The 16,942-nt window shown below is 28.7% G+C and carries 14 protein-coding genes; 11 read left to right on the forward strand and 3 right to left on the reverse strand.

Annotation, left to right across the window (positions count from 1 at the left end; translation table 11 throughout):
• Positions 1 to 161: 161 nt before the first annotated feature.
• The gene (locus NSA50_RS08280; protein WP_257444391.1) at positions 162 to 1,238 is read left to right on the forward strand and encodes a M24 family metallopeptidase; all 1,077 of its coding nucleotides are present in this window, start codon (positions 162 to 164) and stop codon (positions 1,236 to 1,238) included.
• A gap of 128 nt (positions 1,239 to 1,366) precedes the next feature.
• Here NSA50_RS08280 and NSA50_RS08285 read toward each other — a convergent pair whose 3' ends face one another.
• The 3 genes from NSA50_RS08285 to murC form a co-directional block, all read right to left on the reverse strand.
• Entirely contained in the window at positions 1,367 to 2,587 is a 1,221-nt protein-coding gene (locus NSA50_RS08285) for a NupC/NupG family nucleoside CNT transporter (RefSeq protein WP_257444393.1), read from the reverse strand.
• 98 nt (positions 2,588 to 2,685) lie between these two features.
• The gene (locus NSA50_RS08290; RefSeq protein WP_195265959.1) at positions 2,686 to 3,504 is read right to left on the reverse strand and encodes a purine-nucleoside phosphorylase; all 819 of its coding nucleotides are present in this window, start codon (positions 3,502 to 3,504) and stop codon (positions 2,686 to 2,688) included.
• Between the two features lie 269 nt (positions 3,505 to 3,773).
• Entirely contained in the window at positions 3,774 to 5,147 is a 1,374-nt protein-coding gene (murC, locus tag NSA50_RS08295) for a UDP-N-acetylmuramate--L-alanine ligase (protein WP_195429597.1), read from the reverse strand.
• 279 nt (positions 5,148 to 5,426) lie between these two features.
• Here murC and purR point away from each other — a divergent pair, with 279 nt between their 5' ends.
• From purR to mfd, 10 genes are all read left to right on the forward strand, one after another.
• Positions 5,427 to 6,245 carry a pur operon repressor gene (gene purR / locus NSA50_RS08300; protein WP_195265955.1) on the forward strand — a complete coding sequence of 273 codons (819 nt, stop codon included), beginning with the start codon at positions 5,427 to 5,429 and terminating at the stop codon, positions 6,243 to 6,245.
• Positions 6,246 to 6,372: 127 nt separating this feature from the next.
• Entirely contained in the window at positions 6,373 to 6,657 is a 285-nt protein-coding gene (gene spoVG, locus NSA50_RS08305) for a septation regulator SpoVG (protein ID WP_008681625.1), read from the forward strand.
• Between the two features lie 236 nt (positions 6,658 to 6,893).
• The gene (gene glmU / locus NSA50_RS08310) at positions 6,894 to 8,264 is read left to right on the forward strand and encodes a bifunctional UDP-N-acetylglucosamine diphosphorylase/glucosamine-1-phosphate N-acetyltransferase GlmU (RefSeq protein ID WP_195265952.1); all 1,371 of its coding nucleotides are present in this window, start codon (positions 6,894 to 6,896) and stop codon (positions 8,262 to 8,264) included.
• A 49-nt stretch (positions 8,265 to 8,313) separates the two neighbouring features.
• On the forward strand, positions 8,314 to 9,273 hold the full coding sequence (locus NSA50_RS08315; protein ID WP_195265950.1) for a ribose-phosphate diphosphokinase: 960 nt from the start codon (positions 8,314 to 8,316) through the stop codon (positions 9,271 to 9,273).
• A 167-nt stretch (positions 9,274 to 9,440) separates the two neighbouring features.
• Positions 9,441 to 10,127 (forward strand): response regulator transcription factor, encoded by a 687-nt coding sequence (locus NSA50_RS08320; RefSeq protein WP_195265948.1) that lies wholly within the window; start codon positions 9,441 to 9,443, stop codon positions 10,125 to 10,127.
• The gene (locus NSA50_RS08325; protein ID WP_257444395.1) at positions 10,127 to 10,525 is read left to right on the forward strand and encodes a hypothetical protein; all 399 of its coding nucleotides are present in this window, start codon (positions 10,127 to 10,129) and stop codon (positions 10,523 to 10,525) included. The genes NSA50_RS08320 and NSA50_RS08325 overlap by 1 nt, the downstream gene beginning before the upstream one ends.
• Before the next feature lie 121 nt (positions 10,526 to 10,646).
• Positions 10,647 to 11,549: a HAMP domain-containing sensor histidine kinase gene (locus NSA50_RS19875; protein ID WP_257444397.1), complete on the forward strand. Its 903-nt coding sequence runs from the start codon at positions 10,647 to 10,649 to the stop codon at positions 11,547 to 11,549.
• Between the two features lie 24 nt (positions 11,550 to 11,573).
• Positions 11,574 to 12,710: a S1C family serine protease gene (locus NSA50_RS08335; protein ID WP_257444399.1), complete on the forward strand. Its 1,137-nt coding sequence runs from the start codon at positions 11,574 to 11,576 to the stop codon at positions 12,708 to 12,710.
• 121 nt (positions 12,711 to 12,831) lie between these two features.
• Positions 12,832 to 13,407, forward strand: coding sequence for an aminoacyl-tRNA hydrolase (gene pth / locus NSA50_RS08340; protein WP_195265944.1), 576 nt, complete (start codon positions 12,832 to 12,834; stop codon positions 13,405 to 13,407).
• Positions 13,408 to 13,427: 20 nt separating this feature from the next.
• On the forward strand, positions 13,428 to 16,937 hold the full coding sequence (gene mfd / locus NSA50_RS08345) for a transcription-repair coupling factor (protein WP_257444401.1): 3,510 nt from the start codon (positions 13,428 to 13,430) through the stop codon (positions 16,935 to 16,937).
• The last annotated feature ends 5 nt before the right edge of the window (positions 16,938 to 16,942 follow it).

Genomic DNA, 16,942 nt, shown 5'->3' on the forward strand with positions numbered 1-16,942 from the left:
TAAAATATATAAGTTATTTGGTTTATTTTTAATCGCATAATATATATTATATCATTTTAAATATTTGCTATAAATAAATTTAATAATATTATTATAAATAGATATTATCTACATGATGAGGTATATTATATTTATAGAAAAAAAATTAGGAGGTAAAATATATGAAATTAAATAGAGTTAACAATGTTTTAAAAGCAATGGAAGAGCAAGGATTAAATCAAATGATTATATCATCTCCTCCAGCTATTTTTTACTTAACAGGAAAGTGGTTTTCTCCTGGAGAAAGAATGATAGCTTTATATTTAAGTACAAAGGGAAATCATAAACTTATAGTGAATAAGCTATTTCCTATATATGAAGACCTAGGAGTAGATTTAGTTTGGTACACAGATATAGAAGATCCTATAAAAATATTATGCACAATTGTGGATAAAGAGAGTATATTAGGTGTGGATAAAAATTGGCCAGCACATTTCTTAATAAAACTTATGAATAATAACGGAGCAAAAGCTTTTGTTAATTCATCACCTATTATTGATAGATTAAGAATGATAAAAGATCAAGAAGAAATTGCATTAATGAAAAAATCATCAGAAATAAATGATAAAGTAATGCTTGAATTATGGGATAGATTAGAAGAAGGAAAGACAGAGAAGTATTATGCTAATTTATTAGTAGATTTATATGAAAAGCATGGGGTAAATGAATTTTCATTTTCACCTATAATTGCTGTTAGCCCTAATGGAGCAGATCCTCATCATCATTCTAGTAACGATACTATAAAAAAGGGACATAGTATCGTTATAGATATAGGCGGAGTATATAATTCATATTGTTCAGATATGACTAGAACTGTATTTTTTGGCGAAGCACCAAATGAAAGACATGCAAAAATTTATAATATAGTTAAAGAAGCAAATTTAAATGCTATAAGTAAGGTTAAAGAAGGAATGAAGTTCTCTGATATAGATAAGGCAGCAAGAGATTATATTGAAGATGCTGGTTATGGAGAATATTTTACTCACAGAACAGGACATAGTATTGGAATAGAAGATCATGATTTTGGGGATGTTAGTTCATCAAATCATGAGGAGATTAAAGAAGGAATGATATTCTCAATTGAACCAGGAATATATTTAAAGGATGACTTTGGTGTAAGAATAGAAGATTTAGTGTTAGTAACTAAAGATGGATGTGAAGTTCTAAATTCAGTAACTAAGGATATAACTATAATATAAAATTAAAATGGTCTCACGGTTCGTGAGACCATTTATAAAAAATAAGATATTAACTTCTTTAAGGCAATAAATCCTACTTGAAATTGAATAAATTTTATAGTTAATTTTAATATTTAAATATTGTTTATTTAAAATAATATTCCTGCTATTGTGGCTGTTAAACATGTTGCAAGCACTCCCCCAATAAGAGCCTTAAAGCCTAATTTAGCAATAGTTCCTTTTCTATCAGGAGCTAATCCACCTATACCAGCTATTTGTATTGCTATAGAACTAAAGTTAGCAAATCCACATAATGCATATGTTAATATCATTGTAGTTTTTGGTTGTAACATATCAAGTTTTATTAGATTTGCAAGTTCAGAATAAGCAACAAATTCGTTTAATATTATTTTTTGACCAAGTAAGCTTCCAGCTGCTGATATATCAACAGTAGGAACTCCCATAACAAAGGCTAATGGGGAGAATAACTTTCCTAGAATCCATTGAAAACTTAGCTCTGGGAATCCAAATAGGCCACCAATAGCTCCAATTATAAAGTTAACAAGAGCTAATAAAGCTATAAATGCAAGTAACATAGCAGCGACATTTAATGCTAATCCTAAACCATCGCTTGCTCCATTAGCAGCAGCTTCAACTATATTAGAAGCTGTATTTTCGACTGAAATGTCAGTTGAATTTTTAGTCTTACTTTCTTCTGTTTCTGGAACTAAAATTTTAGCAATTATTAATCCAGCAGGAGCAGCCATAATGCTTGCAGCTAGTAGATGCCCAGCATTTACACCCATAGCAACATATCCCGCCATAACACCACCAGCAACAGTAGCCATACCACCAACCATTATAGCTAAAAGTTCTGAACGAGTCATGTCTTTAACAAATGGTTTAACAAGGAGCGGTGCTTCTGTTTGGCCTAAAAAGATGTTACCAACTGCACTTAAGGTTTCAGATCCACTAGTTCCAAGTAATTTTCCAATAAATTTAGCAATAAACTTAACTATAAATTGCATTATTCCAAGATAATATAATACTCCCATTAATGCAGAAAAGAATATTATTGTAGGTAATATTTGAACAACCCATACAAATCCTATTCCATTAGAATCTGCAAGTGGACCAAATAAAAAGTCCGTACCTTCTTTAGTAAAGTCTAATAATTTTGTTATTGCATTACTAGCACCTTCAAAAATTGTTCTACCAACTGGAACTTTTAAGATTAATATTGCAAATACAATTTGTAATATTAATCCAGTTATTACAAGTTTCCAATTAATTTTCTTTTTGTTTTCTGAAAGTAAAAAAGCTATTCCGATTATAACTACGACCCCTATTATTCCAACTAATCTTTCCAATTTTATTTCTCCTTCGTTTATATCGATCTCTTCTTATGTGTATAATTTATATCGATTTCTTATTATGTGTATAAATAAATTAATTAATTTATTTAAAGTTATATTACTTCAATTATTTTATTCATAAATGTAGTGAATTTTTCTTTAACCATATTAGAAGTTTCTACTACTTCTTCATGATTTAATGGTTGTTCAAGAATTCCAGCAGCCATATTAGTTAAGCAAGAAATTCCTAAAACTTTCATTCCAGAATGGTTTGCTACTATTACTTCAGGAGCTGTAGACATTCCTACTGCATCACCACCAAGTATTCTTGCCATTCTTACTTCAGCAGGAGTTTCATAAGTTGGACCACTAAACATCATATAAACACCTTGTTTAATATCTATTTTTAAATCCTTAGCTACATTTAAAGCTTTACCTATAAGTTCTGAGTTATATGCATTTGACATATCTGGGAATCTAGGACCAAATTCTTTAAGATTTGCACCTATTAGTGGGTTGTCACCAGAGAAATTAATATGATCATTTATAAGCATTAAATCACCAGGCTTAAAACTTGTATTTACTGCTCCAGCAGCATTAGTAACAATTAATTTTTCAACACCAAGTAATTTCATAACTCTAACTGGGAATGTTACTTCGTTATAAGAATATCCTTCATAGTAGTGGAATCTTCCTTGCATTGCAACAACACATTTTCCATTTAACATACCAACAACTAATCTTCCAGCGTGACCTTCAACTGTTGATATTGGGAAGTGAGGAAGTTCTTCGTAAGGATAAAATTCAGGGTTTTCTATAGAATCAGCTAATGAGCCTAATCCTGAACCTAAAATTAAACCTATTTCTGGTTTGTATTTAGACTTTTCCATTATAAAATCTGCAGCGTTTTTAATCTTATTTGATAAATCCATAAAATCACCTCTATTTTAATATTTGTACTATGTAAGATTTTAAATAATAAAAAAATCATAGAATAGTACTTGTAGTTCTCGTAAATTATAAAATAAACTTGCTCAAAAATAAACATAAAAAGCAAATAATATCAATATTATTAGTATATTAGTCAAAAGATGGCAAAAAAACTATAAGAAGTAGATTTATAGATGAAGAAATCATATAATTCTACTTCTTATAGTATTTGTTAATAAGACAATAATATAAGTTTAAATTGAAATAATAATTATTTCAACATTATATCTGCAACTTTTACTACATCTCCAGCACCAATAGTTAAAATAATATCGTCATTGGAAGCTACATTTTTTAAATAGTTTGCAGCTTCTTCATGGCTATGAATATTAGTGCATTTAATTCCTTTAGCTCTTATTGCATCTCCAAGTTGTTCTGAGTTTACTATACCATTATCTTTTTCTCTTGCAGCATATATATCCATAAGTAACAGTTCGTCTACATCGGAGAAGCATCCAGTAAACTCGTCAAATAAAGTTTTTGTTCTTGTATAAGTATGTGGTTGGAATACAGCATAAATATTCTTATGAGGTATTATTGTTGCTGTATCTAAAGTAGCCTTAATTTCAACTGGATGATGAGCATAATCATCAATTATTGTAGCACCATTAAATTCACCTTTATATTCAAATCTTTTATGTGCGCCTTTACACTCTCTTAATCCTTCTATTATTGAAGTGTAAGGTATATTAAATATTAATCCAACACAGATAGTTGATAGGGCATTTAATATATTGTGCTTACCAGTAGTATTTAAAGTTACATCGAATAACTCATTATTATCTTTACATACAGTGAAGCTTGCACAACCTTTATTATTAAAAGATATATTTGTAGCTCTTACATCACCTTTATTTATACCATAACTCATTGTATTGCATTTAGCTTTGTTTAATATTTCATTTACATTTTCATCTTCACAATAACCTATTAAATATCCATCACTTGGTATTATGTTTGAGAATTTTTCAAAAGTCTCCTTTATGTGATTTAAATCTCTATAATAATCTAGATGATCTGCATCTATATTTAAAATAACTCCTATATAAGGATGAAATTTTAAAAATGATTCTTTATATTCACAAGCTTCCGTTATGAAATATTCACTATCTCCTATTTTGAAGTTACCGTTAATTACATCTAAGTCACCACCTACTAATATTGTAGGATCTAAGTTAGCTTTTAAAGTCACATGTGAAAGCATAGATGTACAAGTGGTTTTTCCATGTGTACCTGATATAGCAACATTATATTTATGACCTTTCATTATTAAACCTAGAAATTCAGCTCTATCCATAAGGTCGATATTTTTATCCTTAGCCTCAATTATTTCTGGATTATCTGATGGAATAGCAGCTGTATAAACTACTAAGTCTACATCTTTTAAGTTGTTTTTATCATGACCTATGTAAATTTCGGCACCTTCAGATTTTAATTTATTAGTAATTTCAGATTCTTTAGAATCAGAACCGGATACTTTAAACCCCTTTGTTAGCAAAAGTGCAGCAAGTCCGCTCATACTAATGCCGCCAATACCTACAAAATGAACTTTCTTATTTATATCTTTGCTTAAATCAAAAGACAAAAAATCAACCCCTTTATTATTAAGAATTCTTTTATAAAAATTACTGTAAATAGTTATCACCTTATAATTATATACAAATTTAAGAAAATGAACACATAAAAAAGCTTTATATTAATTAAATTGATAAAATTTTATTAAAAAAATAATAATTATAAGTTAAATAGGAGATAACTGATTAAAATCTATTGATATTGAGAAAAATATAGAATAAAATATGAATATTAGATGCTTGAAACTAACGAATAATTCGGAAAAAATTAAAATTGTAGGTGATATATTTTGGAAAAGCTAAGTAGAAATAGCAGAGTAGTGGCCATTACAAAAATTTTAACTGAAAACCCAAATAAGGTCATTGGATTAAATAAGTTTTCAGATTTATTAAATGCAGCAAAATCAACCATAAGTGAAGATATAGTAATTGTAAGAGAAATTTTAGAAAAATTAGAAATGGGAAAAGTTGAAACAATAGCTGGAGCAGCAGGGGGAATAAAATATATTCCTGGAATAGAAAATGAAAGTAGAAAAAAATTTGCTGAAGATTTATGTGAAATGTTGAAAGATGAAAGTAGAATTGTTCCAGGAAACTTTATATACATGACAGATTTAATGTATAATCCACAAATTATAAGTAAAGCTGGAGTTATATTATCTTCGGTATTTTATAATAAGGACGTAGATTATGTCGTTACAGTTGAAACTAAAGGAATTCCACTTGCTTATGAAGTTGCAAGAAATTTAGGAATTCCACTAGTTATAATAAGAAGAGATAACAAAGTAACAGAGGGATCGACTGTTACAATAAATTATGTGTCAGGTACTAGCGGAAGAATTCAACAGATGTCGCTTTCAAAGAAATCAATGAGAACGAAAAGTAAATGTATATTTATAGATGATTTCTTAAGAGGTGGTGGAACTGCACAAGGAATAAAGGATTTATTAAAAGAATTTGATAGTGAATTAATAGGAATTGGAGTTTTAGTAGATAACATAGGAGTGGCTCAAAAAAGAGTTGATAATTATATATCTATAGTAGAATTAAGACATCTAGGTGAATCAAAAGATTTAGAGGTTAGACCTTCAAATTTGATAAATAATTAAAAAAAATACGGTTAAGTTACACAAAGTTGTAAATTTTTAAAAAATTTAAAAAATTTTTAAATAAAAGAAGGATTTTTATATTTTTTATAGAATTTTATATCTATCAGAGCAACGGAGGTGTAGTGCGATGACAATAACCGATGTAAGAATTAGAAAGATAGCTTCCGATGGAAAAATGAAGGCTATAGTTTCTGTTACATTTGACAACGAATTTGTAGTTCATGACATCAAGGTAATCGAAGGACAAAATGGATTATTTATAGCTATGCCAAGTAGAAAGACACCAGATGGAGAGTTTAAGGATATAGCACATCCTATTAACACAGACACTAGAGAAAAGATTCAGAATTCAATACTTGAAGCTTATGAAAAAGCTAAGCTTGAAGAGGATTCTGAGGAAGTAGTTGGCTAAAATATGTTATTTAAAAATAAAAGGGTTAACCCTTTTATTTTTTTTGTAAAACTTTATTTTTGTGTTGATATATGTTGATGAAATTCACAAAATATATAGGTATAGTAGATATATATGAAAGGATAAATAGGTTGAAATACTTTTTCTAATACAATATAATAGAATGAGATGTTTACGAACATTTTTTTAATTAATTATAAATTTGTCCTTAACATTTTATAGAGAGGTGTTTTTTTATGTATAAATGTGCATTAATTTTAGCAGCTGGACAAGGAACTAGAATAAAATCTGATTTGCCAAAGGTTTTACATAAAGTATGTGGTAAAGAAATGGTTAATCATGTTATAGATACTATGAGAAAAGCTAATATAGATGATATAAATGTTATTATTGGAAAAGGAGCAGAGCTTGTAAAAGAAAAAACTTCATCCAGAAATGTCAGTTATTCATTACAAGATGAACAATTAGGTACAGGTCATGCGGTAAAATGTGCTATTGATTTTTTAAGAGGTAAAAAAGGTGTTGTAGGAGTTTTTTGTGGTGATGCACCTTTAATAAAAGCCGAAACAGTTGATAATTTATTTAAAACACATATAGAAAATAATAATAGTGCTACATTATTAAGTTCAATAGTTGAAGATCCAACTGGATATGGAAGAATCGTTAGAGAAAATGATGAAGTTTTAAAAATAGTTGAGCATAAAGACTGTACTGAAGAAGAGCTAAAAATAAATGAAATGAATGCAGCAATATATTGCTTTGATATAGAAATGCTTTTAAATTCATTAGATAAATTATCTAATAATAATAACCAAGGGGAATATTACTTAACAGATGTTATTGGAATATTAAAAGAAGAGGGTAAAAAAGTAGGAGCAGTTGTAATTGATTATGAAGAAACTATAGGTGTTAATTCAAGAGTACAATTATCAGAAGCAGAAGGAATATTAAGAAATAGAATTAATACAAAACATATGATAAACGGCGTAACATTAATAGATCCAAGCACTACATATATAGGTGATGATGTAGAAATAGGACGAGATACAATCATCTATCCAGGTAATGTTTTAGAAGGAAACACTAAAATTGGAGAAGGTGTTATTTTATATCCAAATTCAAGAATATCAAACAGTATAATTTCAAATAATGTAGAAATTCAATCTTCAGTTATTATTGATAGCCAAATTGGTGAAAGTACTACAGTAGGCCCATTTGCATATATAAGACCAGAATCTGTAATTGGATCTGGAGCAAGAATAGGGGATTTTGTAGAAATTAAAAAATCAACTATTGGGAATAATACTAAGGTATCACACTTAACATATATAGGTGATGCTTCTGTAGGTGAAAATTGTAATTTTGGCTGTGGAACAGTAGTTGTTAATTATGATGGACAAAAGAAACATAAAACTAAAATTGGGAACAATAGCTTTATAGGTTGCAACACTAATTTAGTATCTCCAGTTAATGTTGAAGATAACACATATATAGCTGCAGGTTCAACAATTACTAATGATGTAAAAGAAGGAGAACTTGCAGTAGCAAGAGCAAAACAAAGGAATATTGAAGGTTGGGTGGCTAAAAAAGGTCTTACTAACAAATAGTTATTTAGATAAACAAAAGTGCCAAAAATTTTAAGGAGGTCTTCACACAATGATAACCCATGGAAAAAATATTAAAATATTTACTGGAAACTCACATCCAGAATTAGCAAAAGAAATTGCTGACATTTTAGGTTTGCCATTAGGTAAAGCTAAGGTTTCAACTTTTAGTGATGGAGAAATATCAGTTGATATAGCAGAAACTGTAAGAGGAACAGATGTGTTCTTAGTTCAATCAACTAGTTCACCAGTTAACAATAATTTAATGGAACTTTTAATAATGATAGATGCATTTAAGAGAGCTTCAGCAGGTAGAATTACAGTTGTTATGCCTTATTATGGATATGCGAGACAAGATAGAAAAGCTAAGTCAAGAGACCCAATAACAGCTAAATTAGTTGCAGATCTTTTAACTGCAGCAGGAGCTCATAGAGTATTAACTATGGATCTACACGCAGCACAAATTCAAGGATATTTCAATATACCAGTTGATCATTTATTAGGATCACCAATACTAGCTAAATATTTTGTTGAAAAGGGCTTTGATGATAGAGATGATGTTGTAGTTGTTTCACCTGATTTAGGAAGCGTTACTAGAGCAAGAAAGTTTGCTGATAGATTACATGCACCAATAGCAATTATAGATAAGAGAAGACCAAAGGCAAATGTATCAGAAATTATGAACATAATAGGTGATGTTGAAGGTAAAAAGTGTATCTTAATAGATGATATGATAGATACTGCAGGAACTATAGCAAATGCAGCAAATGCATTAAAAGATTTGGGTGCTAAAAATGTTTATGCATGCTGTACTCATGGAGTTTTATCAGGTCCTGCTTTCGAAAGAATTAATAATTCTGCAATAGAAGAGTTAGTTATGTTAAATACAATTAAGTTACCTGAAAAAGATGGTTTAGTGAAATTTAAATCATTATCAGTAGCACCATTATTTGCAGAAGCAATAAAGAGAATATATGATGATGAACCAATAAGCAAATTATTTGAAGTTTAATACATAATAGGATAAAAGGCCTCTAAAAAGCACAAACTTTTTAGAGGCCTATTAATTATGTCAATGATTAATAATTTGTAACAATTATTAATTATTGTTTATAATTAATATAATAAATTTTATATAGGATATAAATGAATTATAATAAACATGAGGACGGTGTTATTATGGATAATAGATTAGGTAGAGTATTAATTGTTGACGATGATGAAAACATATGTGAAGTAATAAATATGTATTTAATAAGCTCAGGATATGAAACTAGAAGATGTCATAATGGAAGAGAGGCTTGCATTGCTTTTGGAGATTTTAAGCCAGACTTAATACTTTTAGATATTATGCTACCTGGAGTGGATGGAATAGAGGTTTTAAAGTGGATTAGAAAATCAAGTGAAATCCCGGTGATAATGTTGACTGCAAAGGGGGACACATTTGATAAAGTTTTAGCTTTAGAACTAGGGGCCGATGATTATATAGTGAAGCCATTTGAGCCGAAAGAACTTTTGGCAAGAGTTAAAGCTGTTATGAGAAGATATAATTATGATGAAAAGAATACTGAAATAATAAATTATTCAGATTTAGTTATAGATGCAAATTCTTATAATGTTGTTTATAAAGGTGTTGAAATAAAAATGCCGCCTAAAGAATTCGAACTACTTCATTATTTAGCAAGCAATAAAAATAAGGTGTTTACAAGAGAACAGCTACTTTGTGAAGTATGGGGATATGATTATCCAGGAGATTCTAGAACTGTTGATGTTCATATTAAAAGATTAAGAGAAAAAATAAGTTGCGGAGAAAATTGGCAAATAGAAACTGTTTGGGGTGTTGGATATAAATTTGAGGTGAAATGATGAAAAAGAAAAGTGTAATATATAAAATTTTAATTACCTTTTCATCTATTACAGTAATAGTATTAATATTGATAGGAATGGTTTTATCAACTTGGATTAATAGAGAATATTCAATTGAAAGATCTGAACGTATAAGTAAATACATGGATATAATTCAAGGTTCTACAGAAGAATTTTTAAATGAAAATAGTGAAACTAGGTATGATGATTTAAAAAGTGTAATGAATATAATAAAAATTTCTGTTGATATGGATTCTATAATTTTAGATAATCAAGGTTATGTATATGCCGTATCTGATGAGAGTCTTGGGCACTTAATGTATAAAAAAATAGACATATCTGATTCAGATTTAAAAATATTAAAATCTGGGCAGATGTTAGAAAAAAAATTTTTTTGATAAATCTAATAAAAAACTTAAGCTTTATTCAACTCCATTATTTAATGAAGAAAGCTTTAAAGGTATAGTAGTAGTTTTCGAAGACATTGAAAGTGATAGAGCTTTAAAAGATTTATATAGTGTGATATGGATATCTGTATTAGGTGCTGTTATTTTATCGAGTGTAATTGCATACTATTTCTCTCGAAAAATATTAATAAATCCTTTATCTGAAATTAATAGTGCAGCTAAGAAACTAGCAAAGGGTGAGGTAGAGAAGCGAGTTTATATAGATTCAGATGATGAAATAGGAGAATTAGCAAATTCATTCAATGTAATGGCAGAATCTTTAGAAAAGGTCGATAATGTGAGACGTGAATTTATCTCAAATGTATCGCATGAATTAAGGTCTCCAATAACATCAATTAAAGGTTTCATAACAGGTATTATTGATGGGGTTATTCCAAAAGATAAAGAAAATTATTATTTGAATATAGTAAATGATGAAGTTTGTAGATTATCAAGGCTTGTGAATGATTTGTTAGATATATCAACTATGGAATCAGGAAAGTTTAAGTTAAAAGTGACTAAGTTAGATATAAATGAAATAATAACATTATGTGCATTAAATCTAGAAGGAAAGATAAATGATAAAAAAATTAAAGTTGAGGTCATATTTAGTGATAGTCATGAATACTGCATGGGTGATAGAGATAGAATAATACAAGTTGTAACTAATCTTCTTGAAAATGCCATAAAATATGGAGATGAATATGGAAAGATACAAATAGAAACATATGCAAAGGGTGAAGTTGTATATGTTAGTATATTTAATAGTGGGCCAAATATCCCTAAAGAGGATGTTAATAAAATATGGGAAAGGTTTTACAAGATGGATAAGGCTAGAACCAATAAAATAAGTACAGGACTAGGACTACCGATAGTCAGATTGATATTATCTCAGCACAATCAAGATATTTGGTTTAACAACATAGAAGGAAAAGGTGTTAAGTTTACTTTTACACTTAAAAGATCGATTAAATAAAGTTAATGTTGGAGGAGGGGTTTTATGAATAAAAAGTTGAAGGATAGATTTAGTGATAAAGATGAGTTGGTAAATGAAAGCTTCCCTTCAATAAAATTTAAAAGAAAGAGAACAAAATCTAACATTAAGATGCTTAGTAAGTTTTTAAGTTTATTAATTATAGCAGGATTATCAGGGGCACTATTTTCAAATTTATTTATTGAAAGCAAATATAGAGATTTAATTAATGAAATCAATGATAAATCAGAAAAAGGTACTGTTTCTTTAGAGTATTCTGAATTGATAGAAAAAGTAAAACAATCTCTAGTAACAATAAGCGATAGTGAGGTTAATTTAACACAAAATAAATATTTTGACAGTAATACAACTGGAGTAATAATAGAAAGTGATGGGAAGATATTAACAAGCTATTCAAAAATAAAGGCTTTTAAAAATATATATGTAAAATTACCATATACAGGGGTTAAGCCTATAGAGGCTAAAATAGTTGTAGCAGATGAAGATATAGATATTGCACTTATACAAGTGAATTATAATGAGGAATTAACACCAATTAAATTTGTAGCAAAATCAGATATATTAGAAGGAGACAGGATACTTCTTATTAGTAATTCCACTGGTAGCGATTACATAGATAATATAATACCAGGAATAGTAACAGCAACTAATAGAAGCATAAATACTAATAATATTAGGCATAAGTTATTAGAAATTAGTACTCCAGTAACAGCTATGAATACTGGAGGAATAATAAGTAATATAAATGGAGAAATTATAGGTATTGCCAGTTATAAAATAACGAATGAGATGAATCAAAATGGACTATACTATGCTGTTGATTTTAGTTCTCTAGAGGAAATAATAAGTTCAACAAATAAGATAAAAGATATGCTAGGTATTTCAGAAGGAGGATTTATTAACGGTGAGGAGTATACTGACGCAGCTGGTTTTTATATTGCAGCAATTAACCAAGAGGGAAGTTCATATAAATCTGGGCTACGTCCTACAGATATAATATTTGAAATTGATGGAGAAAAGATAATTAGTATTAGTCAAATATCTGAAATATTAAAAAATAAAGCACCAGGAGACATATTAAAATGTAAAGTAATGCGTTCTGGTGAAGTAAAAGACTTAGAAATAAAGATTTATAATAAATAAAAATAAATATAATTGTTTGCAGCTCTATTTAAGGGTTGCAATTTTATTTTAAGTACTTTTATTATTGTAAAAAGCTAGTATAATAATAAATATGCTAATAGCAATTAGGAGGCAGCATAATATGTTTTTGATTGTCGGATTAGGAAATCCAGGAAAAGAATACGATGGAACTAGACATAATATAGGATTTGAGGCTATAGACTATATTTCAGATAAGTATAATATAGATGTAAATAGGACAAAATTTAAAGGAGTATACGGAGAAGGATTTATAAATAATAATAAGGTTATTTTGTTGAAGCCAACAACTTATATGAATTTAAGTGGTGAAAGTGTACGAGAAGTTATAAATTTTTATAAATTAGAAAATGATGAAGTTATAGTTATATATGATGATATTAGTTTAGAAGTTGGAAAACTTAGAATTAGGGAAAAAGGAAGTGCTGGTGGACATAATGGTATAAAGAGTATAATAGCTAATATGGGCACAGATATTTTTCCAAGGATTAAAATAGGCGTAGGACAACCTACAGGTGATTTAGTATCTCATGTTTTGGGCAGATTTAACAAAGAAGAAATGGATAGTTTGATGGAAGTTATAGATGCCTCTTCAAAATCCGTAGAAGTTATAATAAAAGATGGAACAAAGGAAGCAATGAATAAATTTAATGGGTTTAAATCATCAAAAAAAGAATAGATTAAGGACGGTGTATATTAATGAGATTAAAGGGGGTACTACAACCTTTAAGAGATGACTCTACTTTTAGTGAAATAATAGCGGGTATTAATAAAAGAAGATACCCGATTAATATAAATGGATTATCGGATTCAGGAAAAAGCTATGGTATTTTTGGGATATATGAAAGTATAGATTCTCCTATGATAATACTTACACATAGCGATATGGAAGCTAAGAATATATATGAAGACTTAAGTTTTTATACGAATGATATTTATTATTTTCCTGCAAAAGAGGTAGTTTTTTATAATATAGATGCTATTTCAGGAGATTTAAGATGGGCAAGGCTAAAGGTAATAAAAGAAATTTTAGATAATAAAAATAAAATAATAGTAACATCAATAGATTCTTTAACATCAGTTTATACTCCTAAAGAATTATTTATGGAATATACCTTTAAATTAAGTGTAGATGATGATGTTAATTTTAAGGATTTATCTAAAAAACTATTAGAAAGCGGTTATGAAAGGGTAGAATCTGTAGAAGGAAAAGGAGAATTCTCTTTAAGAGGAGGAATTCTTGATATATTTCCACCAATATCTACCTATCCATATAGAATAGAGCTTTTTGGAGATTCAATAGAGTCTATAAGAACTTTTAATACCGAATCACAAAGAAGTATTGAAAAGGTTGACAATATTGAAATATTCCCAGCAAAAGAAATTATACTAAATGAAGAAGCATTAAATAGAGGAAAAGAAGCTATTTTAAAAGAATTCCAAGAAATTAAGGATAAGAATAAAGGGAATGACGAAAGAATCCAAAAGTTAGAATCAATTATAAGTGCTAATATAGAATCTTTAACAGAAACTTTAACATTTGAAACTTTAGACAGTTATTTACCTTATTTCTATGATAAGACAGATAGCTTTTTTAACTATGTAAAAGATTATGTATATATAATTGATGATGTTAAGAAATGCGAAGGTAAGCTAGATAGTTGTTATTTTGAATTTAGTGAAAATTATGAAGCTTTTTTACAAAGAGGAGGAATTTTACCATCTCAAAGTAAGCTTTTATTAAATAAAGATGATTTAATTGAAAAATTAGAATCTCAAAAATCAATAACTTTAGATGTATTTGCTGTTAATAGTAAAATTTTAAATCCTATAGAAAGATATTCATTTAATGCATCAACTCTAAATAGCTATCAAGGTCAATTAGATTTGTTAATAGATGATATTAAAGAGAAAAAGTCAAAGGGATATAAGACGATAATATTATCGGGAACAAGGACTAGGGGAGAAAGACTTGTAAATACATTAAGAGATAGGGAAATTGAAAGTTCTTACAGAGAGGATATAAAATCAATAGAGTTTGGAGAGGTTGTTATTACCTTCGGAAATCTATTAAAAGGTTTTGAGTATCCTGATTTAAAACTGTGTGTAATATCAGATAAAGATGTTTTTGGAGAAGCTAAAAGAAAAATATCTAAAAAGGCTAGTTCAAGAAAAGGTATAGGGAAAATAAAAAGCTTTGCAGAGCTTAAGCTTGGAGATTATGTTGTTCATGCTAATCATGGAGTTGGTGTTTATAAAGGAATAAAGCAAATTGAAGTTGGTGGACATACAAGAGATTATTTAGATATTGTTTATGATAAAGGTGATAAATTATATGTCCCTGTTGATCAGTTAGATTTAGTTCAAAAGTATATAGGAAGTGAAGGTAAAACTCCTAAGGTAAATAAACTTGGAAGTAATGAATGGAATAAAGCAAAAGCAAAAGTTAAAAAATCTATAAATGAGATAGCAGAAGATTTGGTTAAGCTTTATGCTACAAGGGCTACTTTAAAGGGATATAAGTTTAGAAAAGATACAGAGTGGCAAAAACAGTTTGAAGATGAATTTCCGTTTGAGGAAACTCCAGATCAATTAACATCTCTAGAAGAAATTAAGCATGATATGGAAACTGATAAACCTATGGATAGACTTCTATGCGGTGATGTTGGGTATGGAAAAACTGAGGTTGCTATTAGAGCAGCATTTAAAGCTGTTATGGATGGTAAGCAAGTAGCATTCCTAGTACCTACAACTATACTGGCAGAGCAACATTATAAAAACATGACAAAGAGATTTTCAGATTTTCCAGTAAAAATAGATATGATAAGTAGATTTAGAAGTGCAAAAGAGCAAAAAGCAACACTTCAAGCTGTAAAAGAAGGGAATGTGGATATATTAATAGGAACTCATAGATTAGTTTCTAAGGATATTGTTTTTAAGGACTTAGGACTTCTAATAATAGATGAGGAGCAAAGATTTGGAGTTGCTCAAAAAGAAAAAATAAAAGGATTAAAGAAAAATGTTGATGTATTAACTTTAAGTGCAACACCAATCCCAAGAACTCTTCATATGTCATTAACAGGAGCAAGAGATATATCTGTAATAGAGACACCACCAGAAGAGAGATATCCAATACAAACTTATGTAGTGGAGCAAAATGATCAACTAGTAAGAGATGCTATATTAAGAGAAGTAAATAGAGGCGGTCAAGTTTACTATGTCTATAATAGGGTTGAAAGTATAGAAGGCATGGCTAAATACATTAGTGAATTAGTTCCAGAATGTAAAGTTGGAATAATACATGGGCAAATGACTGAAAGACAACTTGAAAAAGAAATGGTAAGCTTTATGAATAAGGATTACGATATCTTAGTGTGTACAACAATTATAGAAACAGGTATAGATATACCAAATGTTAATACTATGATAATTCATGATTCAGATAAAATGGGATTATCACAACTTTATCAATTAAGAGGTAGAGTTGGAAGGTCAAATAGAATAGCATATGCTTACTTTATGTATACTAAAGATAAAATATTAACAGAGGTAGCTGAAAAGAGATTAAAAGCTCTTAAGGATTTCACAGAGCTTGGATCAGGTTTTAAGATAGCAATGAGAGATTTAGAAATAAGAGGGGCTGGAAATATGATGGGTTCAGCTCAACATGGTCACATGGCTGCAATAGGATATGATTTATACTGTAGAATGCTAGAAGATACAATAAAAATTATTAAGGGTGAAATAGAGAAAGAGCCTATAGAAACTACAGTAGATATAAAGGTAGATGCATATATACCAGGAACTTATATTGAAGATGAAATTCAAAAAATAGAAATATACAAGAAGATTGCTGCTATTGATGGATTAGAAGATTATATGGATATAAAATCTGAACTTGAAGATAGATATTCAGAAATTCCAGACCCTGTATATAATTTAATGGATATAGCTTATATTAAGAGTAGGGCAAAACTTATTTCTATTGAAGAAATAAAGGAAACACCAAAGGAAGTTAAGTTTATATTTGCGGATGGAATTAAGAACTTAAATATCATATATAAATACTTGTTAGAAAATTATAAAGATAAGGTATTTTTAATGTTTGGGGAAAAGCCATATTTTGCAGTAAGAAGTTCGGAAATAAAGAAAGAAACGGCATTAGGATTTTATAAGGAAATGTTAGACAATTTAACAAAAAATATGTAAAGATA

Source organism: Clostridium mucosae, from assembly GCF_024622765.1.
Classification (GTDB): domain Bacteria; phylum Bacillota; class Clostridia; order Clostridiales; family Clostridiaceae; genus Clostridium.